Source organism: Sinorhizobium fredii USDA 257, from assembly GCF_000265205.3.
GTDB lineage: Bacteria > Pseudomonadota > Alphaproteobacteria > Rhizobiales > Rhizobiaceae > Sinorhizobium > Sinorhizobium fredii_B.
In genome coordinates this window covers 3,216,290-3,230,113 of record NC_018000.1, presented here as the reverse complement: position 1 = coordinate 3,230,113, position 13,824 = coordinate 3,216,290, and the positions used below count along the sequence as shown (strand labels likewise).

The following is a 13,824-nucleotide window of genomic DNA, read 5'->3' as shown; positions in this document are numbered from 1 at the left end:
GAGCCCCGCCCCGCTTATCGCCCGTTGCGCCGGGTTTCCAGGCGATCGATGAACCGCCTTTGGGTGGCGTTCACCTTTTCCCGCGCATCGTCGAGCGTGAACCATTCGGCACGATCCACCTCCGGGAAGGTTTGCATGCGTCCGCTTTTGGGCGGCCATTCCATCTGGAACTGGTTGCTGGAAATGCTGGTGATGTCGAATTCGCTTTCGCCCGCAAAGGCAGAGATGAGCTTGCCACTCTTCAGGCGTTCCTCGCCAAGCGGTTCGAGCGCTCCCGTCACCTCAATGCCGGTCTCTTCGAAGAATTCGCGACGCGCCGCAGCTTCCGGTTCCTCGTCGGCCTCGTACTCGCCCTTCGGGATCGACCAGGCCCCGAGATCCCTGTTGCTCCAGAATGGACCTCCCGGGTGAACGAGCAGGACGAGAAGCGCACCGGCTTCGTACTTGTATAGCAGGATGCCCGCGCTTCTCTTCGGCATACCCAATCCCTCCGATAGATAGCACCGACGGCCGTCTCGACCTCGGCGGCCAGGGGAGGATATCATCGACGCCACCAGGATAGGATGAATGTCCGTTGCGCGACCGGTTTTTTCAACTAGCCGACACCCACGGGGGATGGTTCTCGAGCGGTGCCGTCAGCTCGCTTACTCGGGCGATTTAGGCCGGTCCGCCGCCACGGCAGCACGTCCGGTCATCTCGTCGATGCTGACGCAATAAAAGAGATGCGGCGAAGCGCCGAGCGTTTCCTGGCGTGTCGGCTTCAATCCGCCAGGCTCCCACCAATTGACATGTTCCTGGAGAAGTGACGAGGCGTGCAGGCGTTCGTTATGCCGCCGAGGCTCCAATCACAGCCGGATGAAAGTTCAGTGGCACATTATTCAGCCGCGCCAACCTTCTCGCCTTTCTTGACGGCCTTCTCGGGCATCTTCTCAGCGATGCCGAGGTTGGTCAGCCCCTGGGCAAGACCGCCCGACAGATCGGCTGCATCGACGACGTCGCCGACGGCATGGCCCGGGTAATCCTTCACAAAGCGGATTTTCATGCCGCAATCCTCTCTTTTCAACATTAGCGTTCGATAATAATCTCTTGCCGCCCGATCGTAGGGGAGCGACCAATGGAAGAGTTAGAGCCTGTTCTACTCAAAAACGTCCGCCATTCGGATTTGGTGAGGCTTTGCAAGTCCGTGAAGACGTACGCGGGATGCTGCGTTCTCAAGGCCCCAAGCGGCGACGCGGGAGCATCTGGGCTCGATGCTCACTGTTGGTTCCCGTCATACGATGACAGCATCCTTTTTCAGCTCCAGTGGGCGCCGCCTGAAAACGACTAAGGAGCAATCCTTCCTTGGACGATGAAGACGACGTTGGTCACGCCGTCGTAGTTGTTCGGGTCGGCGGCGATGACGTGATATTCGACCGCCAGCCGTTATGACGTCGCCGACGGTTGGCACGATCGCGAGGCCCACCGATGAGATGTAAATCTGCCGATCCGCCGTCGTGATCGTGGTGCTGTCGATGTACCGCTGGTCATAAGTCTGCCGAGCCGGTACCGTCCGCCGGCGCCGTCGTCGCGGTCGGCGCCAAGGCGTTCACCGGACCGGTGAAGCCCTTGCCGGTGTCGCCGACGAAAGCAACCTGATCGATCTTCTCCTCGGCGATCCGACGTGCCGAAGAGGCCTTCTCGCTGGTGAGGTTCATGCCGAGCAGCTGCGCGGTGCCCAGTTCCTCGAGCGTATAGCAGTAGCCGATGGTGGCTATGCTGACGGTCGTCTCGAACTTCTCGCGGGTCAGTTCGACCTTCGGCACGTCATGTGCGAGGCCGGAGAACCACTGCGCCTGGCCAACCGAGTCCATGGAGAAATAGGTGATGGACTGGATCCATTCGGGCGCCGAAGTGTCGACCGGGATGAGGCTCGGATACTGGATGTCCTGATACTTCATCGCGAGACCGTCGGCTCGATCAACGAGGCCTGACGGATAAGGAAGCTCATCGCGACCTGCTGAGCGTCCCTGGTGATAATTGCGTTCATCGAGATCGCTCCTTATGCAACGAGGCGAAGCGCTGCGAGACCGGCGCCAGAGGTGCTGGTTTCCCATGTCGCGTTCGCGACGAGGGTGTTGGAGGTCGACGTCTTGGAAAGGACGCCGGTCGCCGGGGTGTATTAGACCGAATCGCCGACGGCGACGGCTTCGGAGGCAGTAACGACGATGACGCCACCATGACCGCGACGTTGTCGTACTGGTCGTACTTGCCGGTAGGGCCCGTCGCGTCGAGCACGGCGATCCCAACGAACTTGGCGGTTATTCGGAGTCGACGACCTGATTGTCGGCGGTAGCCTGGACGCAAACTTTGCCGAAGCCGATGCCTTCCGCGTCTTCCGCAAGCCGGGTGACAATGTCGGACGGCTCCATCGTGAGCACCATGCCTTCGACCCAGCGGGCGTGCGTGGCGCTATAAGTGGTCTGAATTGCAGGCATCACGTAGCTGCCTTCGTCTGCCAGGCCGATTCGAGATCGGAGACCATGGGCTTGTGAGCGGTTGCGGAGACGTTGGCGTCAGTGGTCTGCGAAAGGCCCTGCTGCACAACGGTGCGGAAAGGATCGGCGCCGCCCTTGCCGGCGTCCTCGACGAGCATGTCGAAGCGAGCATCGATGTAGGCGTCGGACTTGTCGGCGACCGCAGCATCGCCGAGCTTGGCGACGACAACGGCCTTGCGGATGGCCGCATCTGAGAGGCCCTCGGTCTTGATGTCCTTGGCGATCGTTTTCGCCGCGGAGATAAGATCGGCGCGAGCCTGGACCCGCTTGTCGAGATCGACATCCGAAAGCACCTTCGCCTTCGTCGAGTCGAGCTCGGCATCCTTCTTCGCCAGTTCGGCATCCTTGCCGGCGAGTGCCGTCTGATGTGCCTTCTCGGCGTCGGCGAACTTGATATTGGCGTCGGCAAGCCGCTGCTGCAGCGTGCCGATCACCGTGGCACCCTGATCGGTTACTTCAACCGGGATGCCATCGACGGTAACCGTCTTCAGGGTCATGATCTTGTCCTCTTTCGGTTTCTGATCACTGGTGAACGGGGCAGCGCCCCACGACCTCACACCGTCGCCGATGCGAGCTTCTGATCCGGCGCGGCCGCGCTGCACGATGGCGACGTGGTTGATCCGGATATCCTTCTGGATGGCGTCGTACTTCTCGCCTTCGGGCGGTTCCCAGGCAAGATCGCAGGTGTAGCCTGCCGACAGTTCGCGCTTGCCCTCGTCGATCGCCGTGATCGCCTCGGCATCCATGACGATGAGCGGGATGCGGACGAATTCCCCGTCGCGGGCAACTTCGTCGCCGATCTGGCCGACCGAAACGGCTTTCCAGTTGTCAGGCGTCACGGCCTCTGCCGGATGATCGTTCGTCACCGGCTTATGCGCGTAGCTGCCGAGGCTGGCCCTGTCGAAGACCTGATCCTCGGGCCGGTAGACCTTCACCGACTGCATTTCCGGCTTGCCGACTTCACGGCCGGCATAGAGCTGGATACCGGTGCGCGCGGTGCGAACGTCCGCGACCAGGTAGCCGTCGGCGGTCCGTCGCGTGCCCGCGATCGGTGCAGTGTCTGTGAATTTCATGAGTAGTGCCTCAAAAGAAAAACCGCCCAGCGAGGGCGGCTATGTTCGACACACCGTCAACGAAAGCAGCGAGATCAGACCATGGTCCGTTACTAAGATTTCAGCACTGGGCTAGGCTTTGGACCTGCACAACAGTCGTGGAGTTTTGTCATGACAAAGGTTCTGGTTGCCGCGATGGCGCTTGTAATGGTTGGCTTCTGGGGATCTGTCGGCGTTCTGATTTACTCGCTGCTTGCGTCTTAGTGAGTAGCGGAACCGTCGTCCCTCCCCTATAGTTCCTCCCGGCAATGGAGGTTGCCTACGGAGGATTGCATGAGCGACACAGCGTTTGGGTTTCTGTTGGCGGCCGAGTTGTCGGCCTTATTTTGGGTCGCACTTTTCATGGTGATATTCTCGGCCTCTTGATGAGCCGCTCGGGCGACCGGCGCGCTTGGTCGGATCGTAAGCCTCGACTGCCTGAGGGCTGATGACGACGTCGAACTCTGCCTTGACTGACTTGGCGACGACGGCAGGGCTATCGAAGCAAGCTAGTGCCTGGACGACATAGGTCTTCACCTCGTCGGAATACTTCGGATTGGCCATTGCTCTTTAAAGGCTCCATCAAGGTGGCTCGTGCCCGCTGTAGCGCCCTGATATGATCTCCCTGCACAGGAGGCGACGGTGGACGATCCCGAAATAGAAAAGCGCGCGAAGAAGCTATGGACCCAAGAGAACCCTGGTCGGCCTTGGCTTCCGGTCGCACAGCGCATGCAGCCGGGCGAGGACCTCTCCACAGGGGCGACCGAAGAGGACCGGGAGCGATACCGGCAACGTGTGCGTGACGGAGAGTGATCGTCACGCGACCCTGAGCTGGCAGGTGCCGCAAGCATGGGCGATTTGAGCCCTGGCGATGTCCGGACTTAGCTCAGTTGGGCGGCTTTTGTGCGTCTGAAATAGCTATGAACATACGGCGAACAAGTTGCGGCAGTCATCTGCCTCACCACCTGTGATCCCGCGCGGCGCTCCGGCGAGCGTGGTATAATCCCAACTTGCTACAGAGCTTCGAACTTTGTTGACCAGTCAGGCCGTCTGGCGGGAAGAGCCCGCGTGGCGGCGTCGCTCTCGTATGTGCAAAATGGTTCCGGCCATGGTAGGTCGAAAGAACTTCCAAGAACCTGATCATCGCTCTTCAGCAGGGCTGCCGGTGAGCATTCTACTGCTCTCCATCCTCGGTATATCGGCCTATCTATTGGTCGAGGGATCCTTACTCGATGGAAAGCGCGTCGGATCCAAGGTTTACCTGCCCGGCGCGCAAATGCAGGATCGTTGAGGAGAAGATCAGCACCCATCGGTATGTGCTTTCCCGAACTGCCTGATGGAGCGAATACCCCTCTGCCGCCCAGGCGTTGAGGAGTGCTTCCATGCCCGGCATATCCTTGGGGCCAGAATCGTATTCAACTACACGGTAGGGCATGCTTCACCTCCTGACGCGGGAAGGCATTCGTCGAATTTGGATGCAGGCCCGGGAATCGAACCCGGTCTTTCGTGGTTATGAGCCACGCGGCTTACCAGTTGCCCTGACTGCGTTATGACACGGCTGAAGCGGATCCCGTGTTTGATCTTCTTGAGATGCTGCTGAACATCCCGGACCGACCGAAAGGATGGTCTAGGCTAGAATGGGGGACACTCCTTATCGTGCCCCTACTTTCGTCGCCTTAATCATTGCCACGATAATTCGACTTCTGTGAAGGCGACCACCCTACCGCATAGACGACGGTCATCGGGTGTCGCAATTACTCGTTGCCTCACCGCTTGGCTGAGCCCGAGTGGTGGTTTAGGTTTGCGCCTCAATCGAGGGGCGCAAATGACTGACGTTGTTGATAAAGACCGAAAGGCTCTCCGCTTTGCGTTCCCAGGCATACTTCTCGGCAGTGCAGCGATCTTCTTCGCTCTCTATTATGCCTTTCAGAGTTGGCGCGTGATAACTTCCCTCACTCTATTGGAACCGTTACCAGCGTCGCCGATAGAGACGTGGCTGTTAGGACGCGGGGAGGCTTTGACACGGGGCGCCGCAAGACCATCACGGTGGGCACAATCATGTTTACCAGGACGCACAAAGGACAGACCTATTCTTGCGAGGGCGTCGGTGACGCTCGGTGTGCCCGAGGACGGATACCAGGTCGGTGATAAGCTGGATGTCGTGGCGGCTGCCAGCACCTGCTCTCGCTTCGATGTCGTGGGGAGGTTGCCTAGATCCAGCTTATGAGACCGGCGAGCCAACCCGGGCTGCTCCATTTCTCGAGCATGCCACTCCCCGAAATTGGGTCCTCTTCTGTGGTATTCTAAATGAACCACTACATTAGAAAGGGCGAACGCATGTGGCTAAAATTGCACGACAACAATGGGCCGATCTTCGTGAACATGGACACTGTCATGCACTTCCAACGCGTCGAAGGCCATCGGAGCACCACGCTCGTCACCTGCTCTGTTAAAGGCGGGGTCTCCGTCACGCTCCAGGTTAAGGAATCGCCCGACGAGATCATGGAAATGCTTTGGGAAGAGTAAACGGGCTGCGGATGAGGCGAACGGGAATCAATCCCACCAGCCACTAGGCCCTTATCTACCCAGTTTGAGCTGGGGCGGATTCAGCAAAACTTGAAATAGCCAAGAACAGCCGTGGAACGCTCCGAGCACGGAAAGCGCTCAAAATACACCGGGTTAGCTCAAATGGATGAGGAACAAGCGTTCTCGGCTATCCGAGAAAACGGCGCATTTCTCCAATGCGCCGAGTGTGAACTTTCGGCAGCGGTCGGGCCTTCCTGCAATGCTGTTCGTAGAGAAAGGCCTGTCGGCGCTCGTGCTCGGCGAAGTACAGATCTTCGATTGTGCCGTCGGGGAATTCGAGCGGGCCGTACCCTGCGCCGCCGCGGAGGAAGCACACGACACAGTCGACCCTGCGGAGCTCTTCGAAGTTCAGCCGCGGCAGGTTGACTAAGGCATATCCGACAAGAAATGGAACCGTTTCTGGATGACCTGGTGCGTCCGATGGTGCCTCAACTCCCGGTAAAACGACGGCATGAAGATGTCGAAGCGATCCTTGCGGCAGTTCCGCTCAATGATCGACTCCATGCGTCGGCTTTCCGGTAGCCGATCGTCGGCGGCCGCCATGCGCTGATAGCCTGGGGCTGCCCTGATCTCATACCAACGTGATCTCTTCATGCTTGTCCCTCGCTAGTCTGTGTTAACGTTGCGCACCTATCAGCCGGCATGATCACCCCTGCTTCTTGGTGCGGTAGCTTGATAGCGATCTAGATTGATGGTGTTGGCAGTATGTCCCGGCAGCCTTGGCTGCGCAGAAAAGATATGGGCCGCCGTTGTTGAGGGGCCACTTGCATTCGCAGGGAAGCAAATCCTCTAGACGCTTTGCATAGATCGTGCCCACTGGAGTGGTGTAACTGACGGCTTTGGTCGCCGTGCTCTCCGGCGTAGGCCGGACTGATCAGCGTGCCACTGCCGGCAGGCTGATGAGCGGATCATCACTCATCTGGCTAATAGTTTCCAGTGTCATGTAGCGAGCCCGCTGCACGGCCCACTCGTCATTTTGTTCAAGCAGCAATGCGCCGACGAGGCGGACGATGGCATCGTCGTTGGGAAAGATGCCAACGACCTCGGTGCGCCGCTTGATCTCGCCATTGAGTCGCTCGATCGGATTGATCGAGTGTAGCTTGACGCGGTGCTCCTTGGGGAAGCTCATGTAGGCGAGGACGTCGTGCTCGGCCTCGTCCATGATGGCGGCGAGCTTCGGCACTTTCGGGCGGATCTGGTCGGCGACGGCGCGCCATTGCAGGCTTGCCGCCTCTGCCGTCTCCTGGGCGAAGGCGGTGGCAATGAAGGCCGACACGACACGACGGCCACTCTTTCCGGCATGCGCCAGCACGTTGCGAGCGAAATGAACCCTGCAGCGCTGCCAGGTGGCGCACAGAACTTTGGAAACCGCCGCCTTGATGCCTTCGTGGGCATCGGAAACGACGAGCCTGACGCCGCGCAGGCCACGCCGAGTTAGCTTGCGCAGGAACTCTGTCCAGATCGGCTCGGCTTCCGATGTGCCGACCTCCATGCCCAGCACCTCGCGCCGGCCGTCCGTGTTGACGCCGACGGCGATGATCACAGCGACGGAGACGATGCGGCCGCCGCGGCGCACCTTCAGGTAGGTGGCATCGACCCACAGATATGGCCAGTCGCCCTCGATCGGCCGGTCGAGAAAAGGCCTTCACCTTGCCGTCGATCTCCTCGCAGAGCCGGCTGACCTGGCTCTTGGAGACGCCGCTCATGCCCATGGCCTTGACCAGGTCGTCGACCGAGCGGGTCGAGATGCCCTGAATGTAAGCCTCCTGGATCACCGCCGTCAGCGCCTTCTCAGCCATGCGCCGCGGCTCCAGGAACGAAGGGAAGTAGGTGCCTTTCCTGAGCTTGGGGATGCGCAGCTCGACGGTGCCGGCTCGCGTCTCCCAGTCCCGGTCGCGATATCCGTTGCGCTGGGCCGTGCGCAACGGGTTCTTCTCGCCATAGCCGGCGCCGGTGGAGGCACCCACCTCCATCTCCATCAGCCGTTCAGCGGCAAAGCCGATCATCTCGCGCAGAATATCGGCGTCGGGGGTCTTCTCCACGAGCATGCGCAGGTTCATCATGGCATCGGTCATCGGTGCTTCCTTCGAATCAGGTTGGTGTGAGCAACCCGACCCTACCGGGGAACATCGATGACCGCTGCTAGCCGCTCCCTCGCTACAGCGCTGTTGAGGGCGCGCTCCCGAGCGGCTTCGCTACCGCCGAGTTACACCACTCGACGGGACACAACCCTTTGCATATGGCAAACGCTTCACATCATAATCTGAGACCGGGACTGGTTCTCTCTCGTGCGGAGTGTACAGCTTGCGCGTTTCGACCTTCCTTCGAGGCGGTTCGGCCTTCTGGGGCCTAGTACTCCTACATCTTTGTTTCTCCGGGAAAAACGCACGATTTCGAAATGCGATCCCAACGATGACGTTGCGAGAGACGCCGAAACGCTTTGCGATCTACGAAGCTGATAGATCGTCCTTCCAGAGCTTCGACGCAGCCTCGATGTCGACGGTGCGGTGCTGGATGGTCATGCCGCTTGGTCCTCTGCTGGGGGCTCCGCCGCTTCTATGTCCGCCTGCACCTTGCGCCGGTACGCCATCTGCTCGGCGCTGATTTCCTTGGCGTCCGGCAATGACAGCATGCGGGCCAACTCGTCGGCGCGCTCTGGTGACAGAGGCTCTTGAACGATGATGCCGCCGGCCGCCAACTTCGACGCGGCATGTTCCTGGCAGAACTGATTGAGCCCGGCGCGAACGCGCGCCATGACCTCGGGTGACCGGTCGACAGGCGCGTCGGCCGGCTACATCGCCTCGAGCATCTCGCGCTTTCGGACGCGGTCTTCTCGGGCCGGCTTTGCCCTAAGCTTGGCCAGTGCTGCGAGAATCGGCGGCTTCGGAATGGTGCCCAGGAGCACGTCAGGATTGCCGGCGTAATCGCCCTTGATCAGCTTCTGCGTGGCGATCGTGAGGCCGCATGTCGGGACGCCTTCGAGAGCGTATCCATGGACGGCGTCGATCTTCTTCGGGTCGATGCCCTGCGAATGGTCAGATGCCCGACCTGAGAGATAGGTGACGTTTCGTACCGGAGACATGGGTAACACTTTCCGCTTTGGCGGAGGTGTTGATGCCGTGGAAAGAGACTTCGGTGATGGAGGAACGTCTACGATTTGTCGCCCGCCTGCTTGAGGGCGAAGGCATGAGCGATGTGTGCCGGGAGTTCGGCATCTCGCGCAAGACCGGCTACAAAATCTTCAACCGCTACAGGGAAGACGGACTGGAGGCGCTGACGGATCGGTCCAGGCGACCGGTGCGTTACGCGAACCAGTTGCCCGGACCAGTCGAGGCGATGATCGTGCGCCTCAAGAAGGAGAAACCGCACTGGGGCGCACGCAAGATCCGAGAACTGCTGGTGAAACGATTGGCCGGCGACGTGCGCGTGCCGTCCAAGAGCACGGTGCACGCGGTTCTCGACCGGCACGGACTGGTCGCCCATGCCCGCAAGCGGCAACGTCACCGGGCCGAAGGAACGGCCCTATCGCAGGCGCTCATGCCAAACGACCTGTGGTGCGCCGACTTCAAGGGCGAGTTCAAGCTCGGCAACGGCCAGTACTGTTACCCGCTGACGGTGACCGATCAGGCTTCGCGTTACCTCTTCGCCTGCGAAGCCTTTGAATCGACGCGCGAAGCAGCGGTCTTCGATGCCTTCCGGCGGCTGTTTGTCGAACACGGATTGCCAGCCGCCATAAGAAGCGACAATGGCCTGCCGTTTGCCTCGCCAAACGGGCTCTACAATCTCTCGAAGCTGTCGGTCTGGTGGCTGAGGCTCGGCATCGCGCTCGAGCGCATCAGGCCGGGCCGTCCCCAACAGAACGGCCGGCATGAGCGCATGCACCTGACGCTGAAGAAGGAGGCCACCCGACCGCCCGGCAGAAACATTCTCCAGCAGCAGGCCCGCTTCGATGCATTCGTTAGTGAATTCAATCAGGAGCGGCCGCACGAGGCGCTGGCGATGAAGGCGCCCGCAGACATCTATACAGCATCAAAGCGTACCTATACCGGCCTGCCGGAGATCGACTATCCATTCCACGATCGAGATGCGCTCGTCACCAATTGTGGCCGCATCTGCATCTACCGCAAGAAGATCAACATCTCGACGGTGCTGGCCGGCCAGCACCTCGGAATCAAGGAAGTCGACGACGGCATTTGGCTCGTCAGCTTCATGCATTATGATCTCGGATATATCGACCTGGAGCAGAGAACCCTGCAAACCATCGACAACCCGTTCGGCACGAGGTTGTCACCCATGTCTTAGGTACGTTCTGTTACCTATGTCTCCGGTCTGGACAAGAAAGTAGATGGCGACCCCTGCAGGACTCGAACCTGCGACAACCTGCTTAGAAGGCAAGTGTCTGGCGTGAGGCCCCGGATGGCCTTCCGCATGCCCCAGAAATGACCGTGGCAACGGGTTCGTGCCGGGCCTGCTTTGCTCTTCGTGAATCTGCTTCGCCAAGGGTGAATCGGCGTGGTCAGAGTTTGCTTCACTATAAGCTGACTTCGTCACCGGCGCGACGACGGTGAGGCACTCCGCTTCGGTCATTTCCCTGATGAACATGAATCAATCCCTTCATCAAGCGATCTAAATGCTCTAGTCTATGCCAGAGGGATCGGACCGGCCTTGACCAAGGTCAAGGCGGGAGGTGGCTGCGGCGAAGGTCGTGCGCTTACAATTGACACCGATCAATGATCGCACGGACCGGCCACCTTAGCTTGGTCCCTAAAAGACACCGCCAATCCACGCCCGCGACGAGGGCGCCCAGCACTTTCCGAATTACGTGATCGGTCGTCATGCATGATTTCGGTTTGCGATGAGACAGCGAGATGCTGCAGAAAAGGAGGTTCTGCGATGTCGAAGAAAATGTCTGACACACTTGCTCCGGCGATCTGGCCCCAATGGCCCGTGGGGCCTGAAGGGCGATCGCTGCTGCTTTCGATGGCACGTTTCCAGGCGGACATACTGCAGACGGCCTTGCGCGGTCAGATCGAGGCGCTCAGCTTCATGCAGAGCCGCAGCGAGCATCATCTCCAGCTTTGGGAGGAACTGCTCGCGTCGGACTATGCGCGCGATGGTTTCGACCTTTACTGCAGCTTCTGGCGCGATGCCTTCGAGGACTATTCCGACGAGGCTGAGCGATTCACGCGGATCGGCGCGCAGCTTGCCACCCAGACGGCAAAGCGCGTGAGCGAAGAGCAGGAAGACCTGACCGAGAAAGTTGCGCGGAAGATGGTCATGTGACGCGGTGACGGTCCGGCCGCTGCTGCATGTCTCCTTAAATCGAAGCCGCTTTGAGGAGAAAAACATGCAGCGCTTCAAAGTCTTACAGCGTCCTTTGTGCGTCTGATAAGACGCACGGCGCTGTAGTCGTCTACTTGGTCTGCCCTCCGGTCTTGGCTGCGAGCAGCTCGGCGAGTTCCATCGGGAAGGGGAAAATGATCGTCGAATTCTTCTCGCCGGCGATGACGTTGAGCGTGCTCAGGTAGCGCAACTGCATGGCCTGTGGCTGGCGAGCAAGGATTTGCGCCGCCTCGAGCAGTTTCGCCGCCGCCTGCTGCTCACCCTCGGCATTGATGACCTTGGCGCGCCGCTCGCGTTCGGCCTCCGCCTGGCGGGCGATCGCCCGGATCATCGATTCGTTGATGTCGACATGCTTGATCTCGACGGTCGCGACCTTGATGCCCCAGGCATCAGTCTGCACGTCGAGGATCTTCTGGATGTCGTCGTTTAGCCGGTCGCGCTCCGCCAGCATCTCGTCGAGGTCGTGCTTGCCGAGCACCGATCGCAAGGTCGTCTGGGCCAGCTGGCTCGTCGCCGCCATGAAGTCCTCGACCTGGATCGTCGATTTCTCCGCATCGATCACGCGAAAGTAGATGACAGCACTGACCCGGACCGAAACGTTGTCATGCGAGATAACGTCCTGACTCGGCACGTCGAGCACCCGGGTCCTGAGATCGACGCGCACCATCTGTTGCACATAGGGAACGAGCAGGATGAGACCCGGCCCCTTGACGCCGGTGAAGCGGCCGAGGGTGAAGATGACGCCGCGCTCGTATTCCCGGAGGATCCGGATCGCATAGGCGATGACGATCAGCAGAAGAAACAGAGCCGCGGCGAGCGGAACAAGACTTCCAAACAAGGGCATCAATTTCCTCCCCTTCCTAGCTTCGTTTTGCTCGGCGCTCGACTTCGAGCGTCAACCCGTCGCGGCCGACGACCATCACGTCCTCGCCGGGGCCGAGCGGCTCGCTGCTCACTGCGCTCCAGCGCTCCCCATGCGCGATGACGTAACCCGCCGCGCCCGCCCAGGTGTCGACCTTGCCGAAAATACCGATCATCTGCTCGGCCCCCGTGGCGACCTTGTGCCGGCGGGAAACGAATGCGAGACGGGCGACAATGAAGCTGAAGGCCAGGCTTGCGATCGCCACGCCGCCGAGAACCGGCCAGGACACCTGCAACCCCGGTACGTCGGTGTCGAACAGAATTGCGGCACCGAGCACGATGGCAACCCCGCCGCCGAGCCCGAGGACGCCAAAGGACGGCGCGTGCGCCTCGGCCACCAGCAACGCCACGCCGAGCATGATCAGGCCGATGCCGGCATAGCTTACCGGCAGCACCGCCAGGGCGTAGAGACCGAGCAGGAGGCTGATACCGCCGATCGTGCCCGGCACCACGGTGCCGGGCGTCAGGAACTCGAAGATCAACCCGTAGATGCCGACGATCATCAGCAGCAGCGCGACGTTTGGATCGGTGATCACCGAGAGCAGGCGCGTGCGCCAGTCGGGAAGCACGTCCTCGATGGAGAGCCCCGCCGTATCGAGCCGGTTATCGGCCTGGCCGATGCGGACCGTCCGGCCATGGGCTTGCTTCAGGAGGTCCTCGACGGTAACGGCCGTGAAATCGACAGCCTTCTCGCGTACCGCCGCGACCGAAGAGAGGCTGGCGGCCTCGCGCACCGCCTTCTCGGCCCAATCGGCGTTGCGGTTTCGCAATTCCGCAAGCCCGCGAATATAGGCCACCGCATCGTTGATCAGTTTTGCCTCACCGGCATTCGTTGGTTGCTTGGGAGCGTCGGGCTTGCCTTGCTCGTCGGACGCCTCTTTGCCGCCGTCCTCTTCGTCGCCGCCGAACAGCCCTCCCCCGATGGCGATCGGTGTCGCGGCGCCTAGATTGGTTCCCGGCGCCATCGCCGCCACATGGCTTGCGTAAAGAATATAAGTCCCGGCGCTCGCCGCCCTCGCGCCGCTCGGCGCGACGAAACTGGCGACGGGCACGGAGGAGTCGAGGATGGCGCGGATGATGTCCCGCATCGACGTGTCGAGGCCGCCGGGCGTATCCATCTGCAGAACCACCAGCGCCACACCGCGATCCTCGGCGCGCTGCAATCCCCGGATCACATATTCGGCCGTCGCCGGACTGATGGCGCCGTTCACATGCAGGACCAATGCGACGCGCTCGGCCGCGGATACAGATGGAACTGGAAACGCGAAGGCCGACAGCAGGAACAGCACCAGGGTGAGGATTCGGGACATTCGCCGTCAGGCCTCTGGTTCGCGACCGGGCTAAAGCGG

The 13,824-nt window shown here is 60.6% G+C and carries 14 protein-coding genes, 1 tRNA gene and 6 pseudogenes; 4 read left to right on the top strand and 17 right to left on the bottom strand.

Annotated features, from left to right (window positions below; genetic code table 11):
• Nucleotides 1-14: 14 nt before the first annotated feature.
• From USDA257_RS14925 to USDA257_RS37150, 3 genes and pseudogenes are all read right to left on the bottom strand, one after another.
• A complete protein-coding gene (locus USDA257_RS14925) occupies nt 15-479 on the bottom strand; it encodes an NUDIX domain-containing protein (protein WP_014763808.1) in 465 nt (154 codons plus the stop codon).
• Nucleotides 480-644: 165 nt separating this feature from the next.
• Nucleotides 645-827 (bottom strand): annotated as a pseudogene (locus USDA257_RS14920) (pyridoxamine 5'-phosphate oxidase family protein); the annotation flags it as partial.
• A 47-nt stretch (nt 828-874) separates the two neighbouring features.
• Complete coding sequence (locus USDA257_RS37150) at nt 875-1,042, bottom strand: hypothetical protein (RefSeq protein ID WP_014763807.1); 168 nt, start codon at nt 1,040-1,042, stop codon at nt 875-877.
• Nucleotides 1,043-1,114: 72 nt separating this feature from the next.
• On the opposite strand from USDA257_RS37150, the gene USDA257_RS38535 reads away from it, so the two are divergent.
• Nucleotides 1,115-1,327 carry a hypothetical protein gene (locus USDA257_RS38535; RefSeq protein ID WP_041414250.1) on the top strand — a complete coding sequence of 71 codons (213 nt, stop codon included), beginning with the start codon at nt 1,115-1,117 and terminating at the stop codon, nt 1,325-1,327.
• On the opposite strand, the pseudogene USDA257_RS37880 reads toward USDA257_RS38535, so the two are convergent.
• The 7 genes and pseudogenes from USDA257_RS37880 to USDA257_RS36535 form a co-directional block, all read right to left on the bottom strand.
• Nucleotides 1,324-1,528: pseudogene (locus USDA257_RS37880) on the bottom strand (hypothetical protein); the annotation flags it as partial. The gene USDA257_RS38535 and the pseudogene USDA257_RS37880 overlap by 4 nt on opposite strands.
• Nucleotides 1,524-1,850 (bottom strand): major capsid family protein, encoded by a 327-nt coding sequence (locus USDA257_RS37875; protein ID WP_223843459.1) that lies wholly within the window; start codon nt 1,848-1,850, stop codon nt 1,524-1,526. The pseudogene USDA257_RS37880 and the gene USDA257_RS37875, both read right to left, overlap by 5 nt.
• Nucleotides 1,851-2,297: 447 nt before the next feature.
• Entirely contained in the window at nt 2,298-2,474 is a 177-nt protein-coding gene (locus USDA257_RS37870; RefSeq protein WP_014763805.1) for a structural cement protein Gp24, read from the bottom strand.
• Complete coding sequence (locus USDA257_RS14905) at nt 2,474-3,607, bottom strand: DUF2213 domain-containing protein (RefSeq protein ID WP_014763804.1); 1,134 nt, start codon at nt 3,605-3,607, stop codon at nt 2,474-2,476. The genes USDA257_RS37870 and USDA257_RS14905 overlap by 1 nt, the downstream gene beginning before the upstream one ends.
• Nucleotides 3,608-4,030: 423 nt before the next feature.
• Nucleotides 4,031-4,189 (bottom strand): annotated as a pseudogene (locus tag USDA257_RS14900) (DUF2280 domain-containing protein); the annotation flags it as partial.
• 661 nt (nt 4,190-4,850) lie between these two features.
• Nucleotides 4,851-5,060: a hypothetical protein gene (locus USDA257_RS14895; RefSeq protein WP_041414249.1), complete on the bottom strand. Its 210-nt coding sequence runs from the start codon at nt 5,058-5,060 to the stop codon at nt 4,851-4,853.
• Nucleotides 5,061-5,097: 37 nt separating this feature from the next.
• A tRNA-Met gene (locus tag USDA257_RS36535) sits at nt 5,098-5,172 on the bottom strand.
• A gap of 790 nt (nt 5,173-5,962) precedes the next feature.
• Here USDA257_RS36535 and USDA257_RS14890 point away from each other — a divergent pair.
• A complete protein-coding gene (locus USDA257_RS14890) occupies nt 5,963-6,151 on the top strand; it encodes a hypothetical protein (RefSeq protein WP_014763802.1) in 189 nt (62 codons plus the stop codon).
• A gap of 193 nt (nt 6,152-6,344) precedes the next feature.
• On the opposite strand, the pseudogene USDA257_RS14885 reads toward USDA257_RS14890, so the two are convergent.
• The 5 genes and pseudogenes from USDA257_RS14885 to USDA257_RS37850 form a co-directional block, all read right to left on the bottom strand.
• Nucleotides 6,345-6,805: pseudogene (locus USDA257_RS14885) on the bottom strand (hypothetical protein); the annotation flags it as partial.
• A gap of 280 nt (nt 6,806-7,085) precedes the next feature.
• Nucleotides 7,086-8,286: pseudogene (locus USDA257_RS14880) on the bottom strand (IS256 family transposase).
• 299 nt (nt 8,287-8,585) lie between these two features.
• A pseudogene (locus tag USDA257_RS38805) lies at nt 8,586-8,733 on the bottom strand (GcrA family cell cycle regulator); the annotation flags it as partial.
• Complete coding sequence (locus tag USDA257_RS37855; RefSeq protein WP_223843438.1) at nt 8,730-8,966, bottom strand: hypothetical protein; 237 nt, start codon at nt 8,964-8,966, stop codon at nt 8,730-8,732. The pseudogene USDA257_RS38805 and the gene USDA257_RS37855, both read right to left, overlap by 4 nt.
• A gap of 36 nt (nt 8,967-9,002) precedes the next feature.
• Nucleotides 9,003-9,293 (bottom strand): hypothetical protein, encoded by a 291-nt coding sequence (locus tag USDA257_RS37850; RefSeq protein WP_223843437.1) that lies wholly within the window; start codon nt 9,291-9,293, stop codon nt 9,003-9,005.
• A 32-nt stretch (nt 9,294-9,325) separates the two neighbouring features.
• Between USDA257_RS37850 and USDA257_RS14870 the strand changes: the two genes are divergently transcribed.
• Nucleotides 9,326-10,513: an IS481 family transposase gene (locus USDA257_RS14870; RefSeq protein ID WP_014763800.1), complete on the top strand. Its 1,188-nt coding sequence runs from the start codon at nt 9,326-9,328 to the stop codon at nt 10,511-10,513.
• Between the two features lie 591 nt (nt 10,514-11,104).
• Nucleotides 11,105-11,494 carry a phasin family protein gene (locus USDA257_RS14865; protein WP_014763799.1) on the top strand — a complete coding sequence of 130 codons (390 nt, stop codon included), beginning with the start codon at nt 11,105-11,107 and terminating at the stop codon, nt 11,492-11,494.
• A gap of 130 nt (nt 11,495-11,624) precedes the next feature.
• Here USDA257_RS14865 and USDA257_RS14860 read toward each other — a convergent pair whose 3' ends face one another.
• Both USDA257_RS14860 and USDA257_RS14855 read right to left on the bottom strand, forming a co-directional pair.
• On the bottom strand, nt 11,625-12,398 hold the full coding sequence (locus USDA257_RS14860; RefSeq protein ID WP_014763798.1) for a slipin family protein: 774 nt from the start codon (nt 12,396-12,398) through the stop codon (nt 11,625-11,627).
• Between the two features lie 16 nt (nt 12,399-12,414).
• A complete protein-coding gene (locus USDA257_RS14855) occupies nt 12,415-13,785 on the bottom strand; it encodes an NfeD family protein (RefSeq protein WP_014763797.1) in 1,371 nt (456 codons plus the stop codon).
• Nucleotides 13,786-13,824 lie beyond the last annotated feature (39 nt).